Genomic DNA, 15,377 nt, shown 5'->3' with positions numbered 1-15,377 from the left:
GTGACGGGCGGCACGAAAGCCGCCCGCGCGCATGTGATCTGGTCTAGTGTGCGAAAACGCCGTCGAAATCCTTGAAACCCTTGACCTCGATCGGATTGCCGCTCGGATCGAAGAAGAACATCGTGCGCTGTTCGCCCGGCTCCCCTTCGAAACGGACGACGGGCGGAATATCGAAGGCGACGCCGGCATCTTCCAGCCGCTTGGAAAGCGCGAACCAGGCATCAAGCGGCAGAACGACGCCAAGATGCGGCATCATCACCATATGGTTGCCGACCTTGCCGGTGCGGGTGACTTCGAACGGCTTGCCGAGATGCAGCGATATCTGGTGACCGAAAAAGTCGAAATCGACCCATGTCTCTGTCGAACGCCCCTCTTCGCAGCCAAGCACATCGCCGTAGAAGCGGCGGGATTCGTCGAGATCAGTGACATGATAGGCGAGATGGAACAGCGATTTTGTCATGTTGGGCTCCTTCTGGTGTATTGGAAACGTTGGATTGGGTGTCCCATATTCAACGGATGCGCAGGTCGCGGGGCAGGCTGGACAGGGGCTCCGCTCCGTTTTGCGTGACGATGACGGTTTCGGATGCGCCGACGGTCCATACGCCATAGCTGCGCAAGGTCGCCGGCACATGGAAGACCATGCCGGGTTCGATGATGCGCTCGACGCCGGTAAAGAGGCTCAGCAGACCGCCCTCGCCCCAGTCGGGCGCGAAGGCTATGCCCATCGAATAGCCGATGCGCTTGCGAAACGCGGCCGTATAGCCGGCGTCGTCAATGACTTTCTGCGCCGCTTCGTGCGGAACGGCGCAGCGCACACCGGGACGGATCGACTGGAGCGCGCAATCGAGTGCCCGCAATGCGCAATCCATCATCCGGCGCGCCTCGGCGGGCGGGTTGCCGATCCAGACCGTGCGCATCAGGGCGGCATGATAGCGGGCGTGACTGCCGGCAAGTTCCAGGAACACGGCATCGCCGTCTTCCAGCGTCCGTCGCCGCCACGTCATGTGCGGCAAACCGCTTCGCGGCCCCGACGAAACGAGCGGTTCCATCGCCATGGCTTCGGACCCGGCCTTCGTCGCCGCCTGCAGCATGGCGGCTGCGACAGCGTTTTCATTCGTACCGGCTTTGCAAGCCTCGATACCTGCGGCAAGACCGGTCTCGGCATAACGCGCGGCCGCCCGGATCGCCTCAAGCTCGGCTGGCGACTTCACGATGCGGAGAGGCGGAAGAATGGCCGAACCATCAGGCAATGCGCCGACTCCGGCCTCCGCCACGATCTGTGCAGCGAGAACAGGAGAGACGAACCAGCCCGCAAGTTCGATCGCGGTGCGCGACAAACCGCGATCCTTCAATAACACTGCGAGCGCAGTCGCCGGATCCTCGCCGTCCTGGTAGGCAACGATATGGTCAAGCCAGGTATTGGCGACCGCGCCTGCCAGTTCCAGTTGGCGCACGAGAAGAACCGGCTCGCCTTCGGCAGGCATGATAAGCGCCTGAAAGGCGAAATACCCGGCGGTCTGACGGCCTGTCAGCCAGTAGATGTTTTCCGGTCCGGTCACAACGAGCGCGTCATGGCCCGCGGCCCTGATCGCCGCGCGCGCCTGCGCCTGCCTTTCGGCGAATTCCCGTGCAGGAAAAGCGGCTTCCCGGCCGCGCAAATCAGCGAACTCGTTCATGAACTATCGTCTTATCCTTGATTGAAAGCGCCGGACCGGAAGGGCAAGGCCGAACCCCCTCACGGATCCTAATGTCGGTCGAGCCAACGCAGAAAGCGGGTTCGAACACTGTCGAAATGCGTTTCCATCGCGGCGCGCGCACCTGCCGGATCACCGTTCTCGATCGCATCGACGACGGCAATATGTTCGCGCGCCTGCTCGTCGAAACGGTCGTGGGTACGGGTAATGGTACACCGGCGGGCAATGCTGCGCATTTCCGTCAGCATGGCCGGCAAAAGGCTCAAGCCCGCCGCTTCGGCCACAGCCAGATGAAACGCGTCGTCGTCTATCCAGAAATTGTCGAAGGCGACGTCCGCGCCATTCGCATAGGCCCGCATCGCCCGCCGCGATTCGTCCAGCGCCGCGGTCAGCGGACGCTCCGCCGCGCGGGCAGCCGCAGCCCCCTCGAAAAGTCGTCTGATCTGGACGATCTCCAGCAGCTGCTCAACCGTGACCGGACGAACCACGAGCGCACCATTGGCAAGCCGCGACACCACGCCTTCCTTTTCCAGGCGGGAAATGGCGGCGCGCAACGGCGTGCGCGATATGCCGGACTCCAGCGCCAGGGCCCGCTCCGTCATCAGGTCCCCGGCAGCAATCGTCCCTTCGAGAATGCGCTTCTTGACATCCTTGTAGGCCTGTTGGGCAAGGGTTTCTTTCTCGCTCATGACATCACCTGCTCGCCTGTTGGACCATGCCTATATGCAGGGCGGAGGCCTGACGATCCCGCCCCGGCGCCGAAATGGCGTTGATGCGCTCAAGCAGCCGGTCGATCGTGTCTCTTGTCGCGCCGGTCATGCAGACATCCGTGCTGGTTCGTTGAGGGCGGTCGCCGGGCGTTCTCCCGACAGTGCCGCCAGCACATTGCGTGCCGATCCGACTGCAACCCGCCGCAGCGCTTCAACCGTGGCCCCGCCGAGATGGGGCGTGAAAATCACGCGGCCTGTCTTTGCAAGCGGTCCGGTCGGCGCGTCATGGGAATAGACATCGAGGCCGGCGGCGGAGATGCGGCCCGTCTCTATTGCATCAGCCAGTGCAGGTTCATCCACCAGACCTGCCCGCGCCGTGTTGACGAGGATCGCGCCGTGTTTGACGTGCGCGAGCGAACCCTCGCCGATCAGGCCGCGCGTCTCGGGGCGAAGCGGCGTATGGAGCGAAACAAGGTCTGCCTGCCGGAGCCCCTCCAGAAGCGTCGAAACGCGCTCGAACCCGCCGATATCGGTCGCACGCGGTGAGTGGACGAGGATCCTCATTTCCAGTGCCGCCTGCAACATGCGGCCGAGCCCCGCGCCGGTCGCACCCCACCCGACGATGAGCGCCGTCTTGCCGGAGAGCTCCGTGAAGATCTCCATTTCGCGAAAGCCCTGCTTGCCGGAACGCTCACTGCGGTCGGCTGCGGGAATGCGGCGGGCGGCCGCCAGTGCCAGCCCAAGCGCCAGCTCCGATACCGACCGGGCGTTGGCGCCGGGCGTATTGCAGACGAGAACGCCTTTTTGCGTGGCGGCATCCTTGTCCACCGCGTCATGACCTGCGCCGTGCACGACGATCACCCGCAAGATGTCGCTGGCCCGAATGGCGGCTGCGGAAAGTCCTGCGTCCCGCGTGATCACCGCATCGCATCCGGGGATCATCCGCGCCACGGTTTCCATGTCCGGCGAGGGGCACAAGACCGGCTCGACACCCGCCTGCCGCAGCATCGCAAGCCCGTCGGCATGGACCGGTTGAACAATCAGGCATTTCATCGATCTGCTCTTTCCGGAAAGGTTTGAAGTCGTCCGAGAATGGCATCGCGGGCATTGGTAATATGGTCTGCCATCAGCAGCCCCGCCCTCTCCCCATCGCCGGCGCGCAGCGCAGCAATCATCTCAAGGTGCTCCACGCAACTGTTCTGAAAACGGTCCGGCACCTGCGTGTGATCGAACATGCAGGTGCGCCGCCGAAGATCATCGATGGTGCCGATCATCATGGTGCTCCCGGTCGCAGCCGCAAGCGTGCGGTGAAAATCGTCATCCACCCGGCGCTGCTCGTCGTCCTCGCCCGGTCCGTACTTCTGCAGGTCGCGGACGCGCCTCTCCAGCTCGTCCAGCGCGGACGGCGGCACGGCCGTTGCGTTGCGGGCGCAATATGCTTCGAGAATACGGCGGAGAAAGAAGATTTCCTCCACCTCCGCGGCTGTCAGCTGGCGAACTCTCAGGAAGCGGCCTTCCTGCACAGCGAGACCTTCAGCCTCGATACGCTTGATCGCCTCACGCACGGGAGTGCGCGACATGTCGAGCGCCTCGCCGAGTTTCGCCTCCTGAAGAGCATCGCCCGGCATCAGCGAGCCGGACAGGATCATCTCGATGATCTTCCCATAGGCCTGTTTGGCGAGCGGCTGGTTCATTGCGGATGGTCCCCTGAAGCATCGAGAATTGCAGACTTTTCCGCCAGATTCGCCAGGGCGTCGCCCAAAGCAAGTTTTTCCGCGATCAACAGGTCTTCAGCCCGCTCCCGCGAAACGCGCCGGAAGCGGATGTCGCGGCCGCTTGGCGTCTGCGCCAGCCGGGGGAGATCGACCGAAGCGACGGTCGCAATCTTTGGATATCCTCCCGTCGTCTGGCGCTCGGCCATCAGAACGATCGGCCTGCCGGATCCCGGGACCTGGATGGAACCCGGCGCCGTGCCATCGGACACGATGTCGTGGCCGCGCCGTGACAGCAGAACCGGCCCGTCGAGCATCTGCGCCATGCGGTCCCGCATTGCCGAAACGATAAACGGCTGCCCCAGGAAAATTGCCCAGGCCTGCGTGTCGAAATAGTCGTCCTGCGGACCTGGGACAATATGGATGAACCGCTGCGCGGATCGCCATGGCGTGCGCAGGCAAAGGTGTGGGGAGGACACCGCATCGCCGAGCGGCAGACTATCGCCGGCCTGCAGCCGCCGGCCCTGATGCCCGCCCAGACCGCTGCGCAAATGGGTTGCGCGGGAGCCCAGAACCGGCGGCGTGTCGATGCCGCCGGAAATGGCCAAGTAACCCCAGACAGCGTTGCGAAGCCCGCCGATCACCAGCGTCGAGCCGGGGAAAAGGTCATGGCTTTCCCATGGACGCACAGCCTTGTCGTCGATCCTGATGCCGACGGCGCCCCCGGTCACCGCGAAACGCACCGGCCGGGATACCTGGAATGTGCCGCCGGTGCCGGCGAACTCAAGCGCTGCTTCCCCCTTTGCATTGGCGACGAGCGCATTGGCAATGCGGAAGGAGGGGACATCCATCGGCCCGGAACCGGACACGCCTGCGTGCTGCAAGCCCCTTCTGCCGAGATCCTGAACCGTGACCATGGGGCCGGCCTGCTTGACCATCAAGCCGATCATGCCGGCTCCATGATCATGCGCCCGGCTGCAACCGCGCCGTCGAGCTCTGCCGCTTCATCTTGGCCGACCGGCCGGAAGCGGACACGATCCCCGGCCCGCAGCAGAAAGGGTTCCACCCGGTCAGGGTCGAAAAGGCGAAGCGGCGTGCGGCCGATAAAGCGCCAGCCACTCGGCCCGGCGACGGAATTGATGCTGGCTTGCTTGCCGCCGATACCAATGGCGCCTGCCTCGACCCTCTGTCGCGGGGCTTCTAGACGCGGCGTGTGCAGAATGTCGGGAAGCCCCCCGAGATAGGCGAAACCGGGCGCAAATCCGATCATGTAGACCCTGTATTCCGCAGCCGAATGCAATTCGACAAGCCGGGCCGGCGTGAGCCCCTTCATTGCGGCCAGCTCTTCCAGATCAAGGCCCACCTGGCCGCCATAGACCACCGGGATGGTGAACCGGCGCGCGGTGGCATCGCTCGGCTCCAGACCGCGCAGCCGCTTGCCCAGTTCACGTGTCAGAACAGCTCCGCGAATAATGGAGGGGTCATAGACGACCATGAGCGACCGGTATGTCGGCACCACCTCCTCGACCCCCCGCAGCGGATTCGTCGTCAGCGTTTCGGCGAGCGCGATGACCCGGTCGTTGAGCACCTCGTCTATCCGATCCGAGAGCTCGACGGACAAGGCGCTGTCGCCGCATGCAACTATACGCGGAAATGTTACGGCTTCTGCTTCCATGTTCTTCACATCAGAATGGCAGGCGATCGGCCATCGCCGCTGACTTTTCAAACCCGGTGAAATTCAGCGGCATTGCCACCGCACTGTTCATTACGGCACTGCACATGCTCGCTCGATCTCTTGTATTTGCGTTGCTATTTCAGTATACCAACTGTATGTCAATTCAAGCCGGATGATAGAAATATTGCCTTCCCAATGCAACAGGGCGGTCGAATTTATGCATCCGGATGAAACAGGAGCCTTCGGGAAGGAGCAAGCCTCGTGCCAACAATCGACCTGAACTGCGATATGGGGGAAAGCTTCGGCGCTTACACCATAGGCGACGACAAGGCGATGCTGGAGCTCATCACCACGGCCAATATCGCCTGCGGGTTTCACGCCGGCGATCCCGTCGTGATGCGCGAGACGATCTTGGCCGCGAAGGCGAAACACGTCGCGATCGGCGCCCATCCCTCCTTCATGGACCTCTATGGCTTCGGCCGCCGCCGTATTTCGGGCGAGAGGCCGGAAGACATCGAAGCCCAGATTGTCTACCAGATCGCCGCGTTGCAAGGTATGGCGCACGCCCTGTCCTGGCCGATGACCCATGTGAAGACGCATGGGTCTCTGGGAAACATGGCCGCCGTGGATCCGGAACTCGCCGCCGTCTGCGTGCGGGCGATCCATTCTGTCGATCCTTCTCTCATCTTCATCGCTCTGCCCTTTTCCGAAACGATGAAAGCTGCGGAGAAGGCAGGACTGCGTGTCGCCTGCGAAGTCTACGCCGACAGGAGCTATGACGATGCCGGCATGCTCACCTCCCGCCAGCAGGAAGGCGCCGTCATTCACGACCTCAACCAAAGCGTGGACCAGGTTCTTTCCATGGTCCGCGACGGGTTTATCCCGACGACCGGCGGACTGAAGCTGCCGGTTGAAGCCGCGACGGTCTGCGTCCACGGCGACACGCCCGGAGCCGTCGACATGGCACGCGCGCTGCGCGCTGCCCTCACCCGGGAGGGCTGCACGATCGCCCCCTTTGCCTGCCCCGCCAGATAATCAAGGAAATGACATTGAACAGGATCGTCTATCTGAACGGCGCCTGGCTTGAAGAAGCCGATGCCAAGATCTCCATCTTTGATCGCGGCTTTCTGTTTGCCGATGCGATTTACGAAGTGACCGCCGTCATCGGCGGCAAGCTGATCGACTATGCCGGACATGCCGCGCGTCTTCAGCACTCCACCACGGAACTCGGTATCCGCTGCCCGCTGGACCCGGATGCCCTGCTGGCGGTCCATCGCGACATCGTCCTGCGCAACGCGGTCGATGAAGGTCTGATATATCTCCAGATCTCCCGTGGCGCTGCCGACCGCGATTTCGCCTATCCGGAGAACACAACACCGACGCTGGTGCTGTTCACGCAGGCCAAGCCGGTTCTCAACAATCCGCGCATCAAGACGGGCATCTCGATCGCAACCCTGCCGGATTGGCGCTGGGAGCGGCGCGACATCAAGACGGTCCAGCTGCTTTATCCTTCCATGGCGAAGATGGAAGCCGTCAATCGCGGCGCCGACGACGCCTGGCTGGTCGAGGACGGCTTCGTCACCGAAGGCAGCGCCGCGACAGCGCATATCGTCACCCGGGACGGAACGCTAGTGACGCGGCCTCTGTCAAACGCCATCCTGCACGGCATCACCCGCGCGAGCATTATCGACCTGGCACGAAACGCGGGCATTGCCGTGGAAGAACGCGCTTTTACTGTCGATGAAGCCAGGGCGGCGGCGGAAGCCTTTATCACCTCGGCGACAAACTTCGTGCTGCCCGTGGTGCGGATCGACGGCCAAACCATTGGCGATGGCGTTCCCGGTCCCATCTCGAAGCGACTGCGCGCCGCCTACATCGAAAGCCGCCTGGCAAGCGCCATCTGAAAATGCCGTTGTCGATGGAGGCGGATGTGAAGCGTTGCAGGCCTCCTGCCGATCGAAATCCCTGCATCATCCTTTCCCGTTTTCGCTGCGGAAGGCGAGTTTGGACCTCGAACACGATCAAGGTCGCCAAAAGTTGCCCGTTGGACCATGATAACGGCCACTATCTCTTTGGCTATTTCACTGCGGACTCTTCATGCCATTCGTCCCTCTCCCTTTCGTTGTCGCCATCCTGTTGATCATTCTGTTTGTCACCGTCGTCCGGCGCGATGACGGTGCGCAGGCGAATGGACCGTTCCTCGCCTTGATCCTGCTGAGCGTTTTTCAATCGCTGCTGTCGGGTCTGCGCTGGGGGTACGGCGTTCAGGAGGTCATGTATCTTGCACCGGTGGGGGCCGCCACCGTGCCGCCGCTTGCCTATGCCGGGGTCACGGCGCTGGTGCGCAAGAACAGCAAACCGCTGTTGCAGCGTCTTGGTCTACATGCTGTGCCCGCTCTCGTCATCGTCGTCCTGCTGGTGGCGTGGCGGGGCGCTATCGACGTGGCGCTCGTGTTGATTTCCGTCGGCTATGCGGTTGCGATCCTGCTGCTGATGCGGCCGGGGACGGATGCGCTGCGCCTCGCGCCCTTCGAGGGGGCCGCGCCGGCCTACCGCGCCATCCTCTTTGCCGCTCTTGCGCTGCTTTTCTCGGCGGCCGTCGATACCTTTGTTTCTCTCGATCTGGCCTGGACACACGGGGCCTATACGCGGCCGGTGATCGCCATCGGCAATCTCGCGTCGCTGATCATCCTGTCGGTCGCCGCCGCTGCCGCCAGCAAAAGCCATACGCCGGTCGAGACGGAGGATGCCAGTCCAGGGCCGGATTTGGCGGAGGACAGGGAAACCATCGCCGCCGTTCAGGCCCTGATGCAGACGAGGCGCGTCTATCGCGATGTCGATCTCAATCTCGACCGTCTGGCCCGCAAACTGGGCATTCCAGCACGGCAGATTTCCGCGGCGATCAACCGGGCATCGGGCAAGAACGTCTCGCAATATGTCAACGAATACCGGATCACCGAAGCCTGCGGGCTGCTTGCGGAAACGGAAAAACCCGTGACCGAGATCATGTTCGAGGTGGGCTTCCAGACCAAGTCCAATTTCAACCGCGAGTTCCGCCGTGTCACCGAGATGACGCCGCTCGAATGGCGTGAGAGGACAGCCCGGCCGTCCTAGATCGCGATTTAGGACGGCTCAAAACGCGTTTCAGGTCTCGTTTCCGCTCCAGCCGGCCATCATGGCGGCATGAACACACATCTCAACCTTGGCACCGAACACGAGCGAAAACTCGCCGAGACGCTCAAGTCCCTGTCACTTGAATTCGTCTCCCACAACATCAAGACGCCCAAGCCAATGCGCCGGCGTCTTGCCCTTCCGGCTGGTCTTTCAGCTCTGGCTGCTGCCATCATAGGCGTCATCCTCTACCAGCCGATTGTGGTTCGCCATATGGAGACCACGGTCGCCGCCCTGCCAAATCCGGCAGGCACAACAGCTGACACTTTTTCCGTATCCAGAGAAGCAGACGTGGATCAAGGCGGGCGCAAAGCGGAGCGACCGGCCACCCGCAAGCCGGTCCCGACAGCAAGCGAGATTACCGGCTCCGGCGTCGTGGTCGCTCCCCGCATGACGACGGTCTTCTCCAAGTATGAAGGCAGGATCACGCATATCGCGGTGGAGGCGGGCGATCGCGTCGAAGCCGGTCAGATCTTGGTCACGCTCGAGGATGCCGGTGCCCGTTTCGCGCTATATCAGGCGGAGGCTGCGAGGGCCGCGGCCCAACTGGTGCTGGCCAGCCGGACCATCGATCTCTCGCAGGCGCGCGCCTCGCTCGACCGCACCGAAATCCTGGCCCTCAAGGACGCCACATCCCATCAGACGCTTGAAGAAACGCGCACCGCCGCCATCCGTGCATCGAACGCCGTCGCGCAAGCCAAACAGGACCTTGCGCGAACCGGGTTGACCATTCGTATCGCGGAGGAAGCGATTGCCGAACTGACCGTTCACGCGCCCTTTGCCGGCACTGTCACGCGCCTCGGCGCCCAAGTCGGCGACACCGTGCTGGCGCGGGCCGACAGCGTTCGCGAGAGCCAGAGCCTGCTGACGATCACCGATACGACCGTGCTTGTGATCGATGCCGACGTGGCGGAAACCAACATCGCCTCACTCAAGCCCGGACTGCATGGCGAAGCCGTGCTCGATGGCTTTCCCGGTCAGCCCTTCGCCTTCACGGTCCTGCGTCTTGCTCCGGTCGCCTCCACCGAAAAGGGCACCATCACGCTGCGCCTGTCCCTCACCAATCCACCGGCCGGTATCCGGCCGAACATGGCCGCCCGCATTCGCATCCCTCTCATCAGCCAAGGAGACACCACCCGATGACGCAAGGTAACGATCAGGACCCCTATATCGCGCTGCATGGCTTGCAGAAGGGATACCGCATGGGCGGGGAAGCGATCCCGATCTTCTCCGGCCTCGATCTTTCCATCCCGCGCGGCGATTTCGTTGCCGTCATGGGGCCGTCCGGCTCTGGAAAATCGACGCTGCTCAACATGCTGGCCGGTATCGACCGGCCGGATGCCGGAACCCTTCGCATCGGCAACAGCCGTCTCGACCAGATGGGCGAGGCCGCGCGCTCCTCCTGGCGGGCGCACCACATGGGCATCGTCTTCCAGTTCTACAATCTACTGCCGATGCTGACCGCCGCGGAGAATGTCGAATTGCCGCTGCTGCTCAAACCGTTGTCGCGCAAGGAGCGGCGCATCCGGGTCGAAAAAGTTCTCGATCTCGTCGGACTTGCCGGTCGTGAGAAGCAATATCCGGCGATGATGTCCGGCGGCCAGCAACAGCGCGTCGGCATCGCCCGCGCCATCGTCTCCGATCCGGGCCTGCTGCTCTGCGACGAGCCGACCGGCGACCTGGACCGCACGTCCGCCGACGAGGTTCTGGAGATGCTGCGCTTCCTCAACCGGGTGCTGGAGAAGACAATCGTCATGGTGACACACGACCCGCAGGCGGCTCTCTATGCCAGGCGGACGCTGCACCTCTACAAGGGCGATTTCGTCGAAGAGAAGAGGGCTGCCTGATGACCTTCTTCGATCTCGCCCGCAAGAACGCCTGGCGGAAGCCGCTGCGCAGCCTGCTGCTGATGGTCTGCATCGCTGTTGCTTTCCTGATCTATGGCCTGACGGCGAGCTTCCTTGCCGGCACACAAGGCACGTCTGCCGCAAGCGACGATATACTCGGCGTCATGAGCGCCGGCGGCCGCACGCAACCCCTGCCGATGGCGCATGCGGCAAGGCTCGCCGCCGATCCCGATATCGCGGCGCTGGCCTATATGACACGCCTGCGCGGCTTCGTTGCGGCGGAGAAAAATGTCGTCGCCGTCAGCGCGGCCGATCCGGAACGGCTCATCGCCGTCAACGGCAAGGGTCTCGGTCTGACGCCCGAGCTGGTGGCGGCGATCGGCCAGGCCCGCGACAAGGTGCTGGTCGGCCGTGCACTCATGGAGGCACAGGGCTGGACGGTTGGCCAGCACATCGCGGTCACCGCTTTCGATGTCGCAAAGCGGGACGGCAGCCGTGACTGGCGCTTCGAGATAGCCGGTGTCTTCGAGGGCGAGAATGCCGCGTCCGACACCTATTTCATCATCGCCCGCTACGATTATATCAATGCCGCGCGGGCTCGGGGCAAGGACACGGTAGACGCCTTTATCGTCCGCCCGCGCGAGGGTGTGCCGCCGGGCGAGCTTGCCGCCCGCATCGATACGCTGTTTGCCAATTCCGCTGCGCCGACGCGCACGCAATCGGAAAAGCAGTTCCTTGAGGCTTTCCTGCGTCAATATGCCGATATCGGCCTGATCGTCGATCTCGTGGTCGGCGCGGCCTTCGTCACCCTCCTGATGATCGTCGTCAACACCATGGTTTTCGCCGTGCGCGAACGCACCTTCGAGATCGGCGTCCTGAAGACGCTCGGCTTTTCGCGGCTGAAGATCATGGCACTGATCCTCGGTGAGACCTTGTTCATTTTTGCCGTCGGCGGAAGCATCGGCCTCGTATTGGCAAAGCTCGCGACCGTCTTTGCCAGCCCGGCCCTCGGTCTGGTCTTTTCCCCGCCGATAGCAGCCAAGGCACTCATGATCATCGCGGTCCTCGGCCTTGCAACCGGCGCGCTGCCGGCCTTCAACGCGATGCGAACTCCCATCATCAAAGCTTTCAGAACGAGGTAACCGCTATGTCGACCCACACCAAGCAAACGCTCGTGATGATCCGGGCCAATCTCTCCAGCCTGCCGCGCCGCCTGGCCATTTCCGTGTCGATGGCGCTGTCGGTCGCCCTTGTCGTCTGCGTGCTCGCCGGCTTTCTCGCCATGGCCAAGGGCTTCGAAACGGCGCTGACCGGCGCAGGCTCCAAGATGGTCGCCGTTGTCCTCGGCGGCGGCACCAATCAGGAGGCGGGCTCAGACATTCCCGCCGCCGTCATCCGCACGCTGGATGCCATGAGCGGTGATATCGGTGTCTTCCGCGACTCGGTCGGCAATCTCGTTTCGTCCCGCGAAATCGTCGTACCTGTCGATATGAGGCAGGCCGCGGACGGCACCGCGCGGACGCTGGCGCTGCGCGGCATGGACGCCGCTGGACCGTCGATCCGTGAGGGCATCACCCTTTCGGCCGGACGCTTCTTCACTCCCGGTGCGCGCGAGATCGTCGTCGGCGACCGCCTCGCCAGTGAATTCGGTCTGCACGTAGGCGACACAGTCCGGCTCGGTGCTGTCGACTGGACGGTATCGGGACATTTCTCCGCCCGTGGCAGCACCTTCGAATCCGAAATCTGGGCCGACCTCGATGCGGTGCGTTCAGCCTTCGACAGGCAGGGGCAAGTGCAAAGTCTCCGGTTGCGCCTTGCCGATCCCGCTTCCCTCAAACTGTTGCAGGACAAGCTCGCCACGATCACTGCGACACCGCTGGTGGCGCTCTCCGAGGCCGATCTCTATGCCGCGCAATCCGGGCGCACAGCAAGCCTTATCCGGCTGTTCGGCTGGCCGATCGCGCTCCTCATGGCCATCGGCGCGACGGCGGGAGCCCTCAACACCATGATGAGTTCGGTCTCCGACAGAACGGTCGAGATCGCCACCGTCCGTGCGCTCGGTTTCAGCCGTCTCTCGGCCTTTCTGGGAACCTGGGTGGAAGCCATCATCATCGCAAGCGCCGGCGCCATCCTCGGCCTGATCGCCTCATGGCTCGCCTTCAACGGCTGGCAGGCGAGCACCGTCGGGGCGAACAACGCCCGCATGGCCTTCCAGCTTGCCGTCACTACTGATGTCATGCTAACCGCTGGCCTGCTCGGCGTGGCCGTCGGGATGCTGGCAGGCGCAATCTCTGCCATCGCTGCCACGCGACTGCCGTTGACCGCAGCGCTGCGGGCGAAAGGTTAACGAGTACCGTTTATTGCGCCGCTCGGCTGCTACGTTGACGGAGATTTCCCAATAGCACGTCCACACCCACTCCACACACCACAGACTGTTGCGAACTCATCATTGGCAAACAGGCTTGCACACCTTGACGGAAATCGACCCTACACTTGCTCATTTGGGGCGACGACCGCTTGGCGGCTGACCGAAGCTCTCTCTGTAGCGCCGGGCGAAATGCGAACGCGAGGCGTAGCCTGCGGCCTCGGCGGCTGCAAAGCTCGATGCGCCGGAGGCAAGAGCGCTCTGGCCGGCGCGAAGCCGCTCGACCCGGACGATCGTGCGGAAAGATGTGCCCTCGGCTGCGAGACGCCGGCGCATGGTCGAAGCGCCAAGGCCGAGATGCTCGGCGACGCGCTCAACCGTCCAGGCTTCCGAAGGCGCACTTCCAATCAGCCAGGCCACTTCGTCGGGCAGGCTCGCTTCGAACAGCGGACGGGCGGCAGGGATCGGCCGCAGAAGCGTCAGCACTTCCATCAGCCGCACCGCCTTGACCGCCTTGCCTAAAGCTTCGCTGGCGATCGCCGTTGCAGCATGAGCGAGCGTATTCACGAGATCCAGATCAAGTGGCACGCGGAACTGCCTGTCGCCATCGCGAATGCTTGTCTTCTCGCCTGCCGTAAGCGGCGTCATGCCCGCCGGCAGAGCCGGCACCTCCAACAGCAGAGATTCATAGCCGGAGGTGAGCCCTGCCGGGATGTTGACGACGTCCATGGGCACCCGCCCGGGCAGAACGAAGACCGTGCCGGGCTCGAAGACATGGGTCGTATCGCCGAGCCAAACCTCCTTGTAGCCGCGCAACATGATGCCGATGATCGGACACGGGAGTTCGATCGCCCTGAACCGCTCTCGATCGATGGAGCAATAGGAAAAGAGTCGATTGCTGTGCGCATAACGGCCGGCCGTGCGGTTCGGCGCCATCATCGGCCGAAGGCGATCCACGAGCATGGATCGAAGATGGGCGTCGTCGCTGCTTTTGTAATGAATGTTCATGTCGGCAACGATAGCGCAGGACGCGCCTGGAAAAAACCGCATCGGTGAGCGTTTCGGGCTCTAAATAGATCGAACCAGGCCCTCCGCCTCGGGAGGATTGCGTCAAAAGCGGTCTCCACATTCAAGGAGACTGACATGAACCCGATTGCAACGATCCTCTTCGCCAGCGCGGCCCTCATAGTATCCACTGCCCATTCCGCCGATGTCGAGCTTTGGCGGCTCGACTGCGGCGAGATCGAGGTCCGTGACCTTTCGCTATTTTCCGATACCTTCAATCATGTCGGAGAGAAGCGGACGCTGACCGACAGCTGCTACCTTATCCGACACGATCGCGACTACATGCTGTGGGACGCCGGACTGCCGGCAGCCCTCTTGGGAGCGAAGCTGGATCCGACCGCAGTCATGGCGCCGACGCTCGCAAAGGACATCCCGACCCAACTCGCCGAGATCGGCGTGAAGCCCGAACAGATCGACCGTCTCGGCATTAGCCACAACCACTTCGACCATGTCGGTCAGGCGGCGGCATTTCCGCAGGCGACCTTGATGATGGGCGCTGCGGACCTTGCACAATTCAAGGACGAGCCGCTGCCCTTCGCCGTCGATCCGGCATTCATCAAGCCGTGGCTCGACGGCGGCTCGAAGGTCGATGCCATCTCCGGCGATCGCGACGTCTTCGGTGACGGAACCGTCACCATCCTGTCGACGCCCGGCCATACGCCCGGCGAAACAAGCCTTCTCGTTCGCCTGCCAGAAACGGGTGCGGTCCTGCTCTCCGGTGACGTTGCGCACTTTGAGGAGCAGTTCGAGAGCCGCGGCGTGCCGGGTTTCAACTTCGACCGTGCCGAAACGCTGGCGTCGATGGAGCGGCTGATGGGAATCGCCCAGACGCTGGATGCCACCCTCATCGTCCAGCACGACGCGAAGGATATCGCCAAGCTGCCGGCCTTCCCGAAAAGCGCCAGGTAGCGACATTCCGTACCCGGCCGGCCAAAACGCCGGCCGGGTTGGCAACTATCAATCGCCTCTTTGGTATCCTTAAAGTTCCCGGTTCCTTCGATTGAATCGGACTGAAACCAACCGCGTCCTGCGAACGGAAACTAACCAAGGGTCTCGCCGACATATATCGCCCATCCTCACCACCCTGCCTCTTTCCCACCGAAGACTGTTCTACGGGTTTGGCATTTGTGGCAACCGT

Annotated in this window: 17 protein-coding genes and 1 pseudogene; 8 read left to right on the top strand and 10 right to left on the bottom strand. The window is 63.0% G+C overall.

All coding sequences use genetic code 11. The features are described 5' to 3' along the window. Positions 1-43: 43 nt before the first annotated feature. The 8 genes from J2Z75_RS17295 to pxpB form a co-directional block, all read right to left on the bottom strand. Positions 44-460: a VOC family protein gene (locus tag J2Z75_RS17295; RefSeq protein ID WP_209854004.1), complete on the bottom strand. Its 417-nt coding sequence runs from the start codon at positions 458-460 to the stop codon at positions 44-46. Positions 461-509: 49 nt separating this feature from the next. Further along, entirely contained in the window at positions 510-1,676 is a 1,167-nt protein-coding gene (locus J2Z75_RS17290; RefSeq protein WP_209854003.1) for a M24 family metallopeptidase, read from the bottom strand. A 68-nt stretch (positions 1,677-1,744) separates the two neighbouring features. Further along, on the bottom strand, positions 1,745-2,383 hold the full coding sequence (locus J2Z75_RS17285; protein WP_209854002.1) for a GntR family transcriptional regulator: 639 nt from the start codon (positions 2,381-2,383) through the stop codon (positions 1,745-1,747). 4 nt (positions 2,384-2,387) lie between these two features. Next, positions 2,388-2,513 carry a hypothetical protein gene (locus J2Z75_RS29535; protein WP_268842082.1) on the bottom strand — a complete coding sequence of 42 codons (126 nt, stop codon included), beginning with the start codon at positions 2,511-2,513 and terminating at the stop codon, positions 2,388-2,390. Continuing rightward, complete coding sequence (locus J2Z75_RS17280; RefSeq protein WP_209854001.1) at positions 2,510-3,457, bottom strand: NAD(P)-dependent oxidoreductase; 948 nt, start codon at positions 3,455-3,457, stop codon at positions 2,510-2,512. The genes J2Z75_RS29535 and J2Z75_RS17280 overlap by 4 nt, the downstream gene beginning before the upstream one ends. Next, the gene (locus J2Z75_RS17275) at positions 3,454-4,098 is read right to left on the bottom strand and encodes a GntR family transcriptional regulator (protein WP_209854000.1); all 645 of its coding nucleotides are present in this window, start codon (positions 4,096-4,098) and stop codon (positions 3,454-3,456) included. The genes J2Z75_RS17280 and J2Z75_RS17275 overlap by 4 nt, the downstream gene beginning before the upstream one ends. Then, complete coding sequence (locus J2Z75_RS17270; protein ID WP_209853999.1) at positions 4,095-5,066, bottom strand: 5-oxoprolinase subunit C family protein; 972 nt, start codon at positions 5,064-5,066, stop codon at positions 4,095-4,097. Before J2Z75_RS17270 ends, J2Z75_RS17275 begins: the two co-directional genes overlap by 4 nt. Continuing rightward, positions 5,063-5,791, bottom strand: a complete 729-nt coding sequence (gene pxpB, locus J2Z75_RS17265) for a 5-oxoprolinase subunit PxpB (protein WP_209853998.1) — start codon at positions 5,789-5,791, stop codon at positions 5,063-5,065. Before pxpB ends, J2Z75_RS17270 begins: the two co-directional genes overlap by 4 nt. 261 nt (positions 5,792-6,052) lie before the next feature. Here pxpB and J2Z75_RS17260 point away from each other — a divergent pair, with 261 nt between their 5' ends. Both J2Z75_RS17260 and J2Z75_RS17255 read left to right on the top strand, forming a co-directional pair. Further along, a complete protein-coding gene (locus J2Z75_RS17260) occupies positions 6,053-6,826 on the top strand; it encodes a LamB/YcsF family protein (RefSeq protein WP_209853997.1) in 774 nt (257 codons plus the stop codon). A gap of 8 nt (positions 6,827-6,834) precedes the next feature. Further along, a complete protein-coding gene (locus J2Z75_RS17255; RefSeq protein ID WP_209853996.1) occupies positions 6,835-7,695 on the top strand; it encodes a D-amino-acid transaminase in 861 nt (286 codons plus the stop codon). A gap of 22 nt (positions 7,696-7,717) precedes the next feature. Here J2Z75_RS17255 and J2Z75_RS29800 read toward each other — a convergent pair. Then, positions 7,718-7,795: pseudogene (locus tag J2Z75_RS29800) on the bottom strand (IS6 family transposase); the annotation flags it as partial. Between the two features lie 93 nt (positions 7,796-7,888). On the opposite strand from J2Z75_RS29800, the gene J2Z75_RS17245 reads away from it, so the two are divergent. The 5 genes from J2Z75_RS17245 to J2Z75_RS17225 all read left to right on the top strand — a co-directional run bounded on the left by J2Z75_RS17245 (position 7,889) and on the right by J2Z75_RS17225 (position 13,156). Then, positions 7,889-8,905, top strand: a complete 1,017-nt coding sequence (locus J2Z75_RS17245) for a helix-turn-helix domain-containing protein (RefSeq protein WP_209853995.1) — start codon at positions 7,889-7,891, stop codon at positions 8,903-8,905. Positions 8,906-8,974: 69 nt separating this feature from the next. After that, positions 8,975-10,105, top strand: a complete 1,131-nt coding sequence (locus J2Z75_RS17240; RefSeq protein ID WP_209853994.1) for an efflux RND transporter periplasmic adaptor subunit — start codon at positions 8,975-8,977, stop codon at positions 10,103-10,105. After that, the gene (locus tag J2Z75_RS17235) at positions 10,102-10,809 is read left to right on the top strand and encodes an ABC transporter ATP-binding protein (RefSeq protein ID WP_209853993.1); all 708 of its coding nucleotides are present in this window, start codon (positions 10,102-10,104) and stop codon (positions 10,807-10,809) included. The genes J2Z75_RS17240 and J2Z75_RS17235 overlap by 4 nt, the downstream gene beginning before the upstream one ends. Further along, complete coding sequence (locus tag J2Z75_RS17230) at positions 10,809-11,951, top strand: ABC transporter permease (protein WP_209853992.1); 1,143 nt, start codon at positions 10,809-10,811, stop codon at positions 11,949-11,951. Before J2Z75_RS17235 ends, J2Z75_RS17230 begins: the two co-directional genes overlap by 1 nt. A 5-nt stretch (positions 11,952-11,956) precedes the next feature. After that, positions 11,957-13,156 carry an ABC transporter permease gene (locus J2Z75_RS17225; RefSeq protein WP_209853991.1) on the top strand — a complete coding sequence of 400 codons (1,200 nt, stop codon included), beginning with the start codon at positions 11,957-11,959 and terminating at the stop codon, positions 13,154-13,156. 150 nt (positions 13,157-13,306) lie between these two features. Here J2Z75_RS17225 and J2Z75_RS17220 read toward each other — a convergent pair whose 3' ends face one another. Beyond that, positions 13,307-14,182 carry a helix-turn-helix domain-containing protein gene (locus J2Z75_RS17220; protein ID WP_234937399.1) on the bottom strand — a complete coding sequence of 292 codons (876 nt, stop codon included), beginning with the start codon at positions 14,180-14,182 and terminating at the stop codon, positions 13,307-13,309. A gap of 135 nt (positions 14,183-14,317) precedes the next feature. On the opposite strand from J2Z75_RS17220, the gene J2Z75_RS17215 reads away from it, so the two are divergent. After that, entirely contained in the window at positions 14,318-15,148 is an 831-nt protein-coding gene (locus J2Z75_RS17215; RefSeq protein ID WP_209853990.1) for an N-acyl homoserine lactonase family protein, read from the top strand. The last annotated feature ends 229 nt before the right edge of the window (positions 15,149-15,377 follow it).

Origin of the sequence: Rhizobium herbae (assembly GCF_017873135.1) — a bacterium.
Classification (GTDB): domain Bacteria; phylum Pseudomonadota; class Alphaproteobacteria; order Rhizobiales; family Rhizobiaceae; genus Pararhizobium; species Pararhizobium herbae.
Note: the sequence above shows the minus strand (reverse complement) of the source record. Positions and strands in the feature narration are given on the sequence as shown.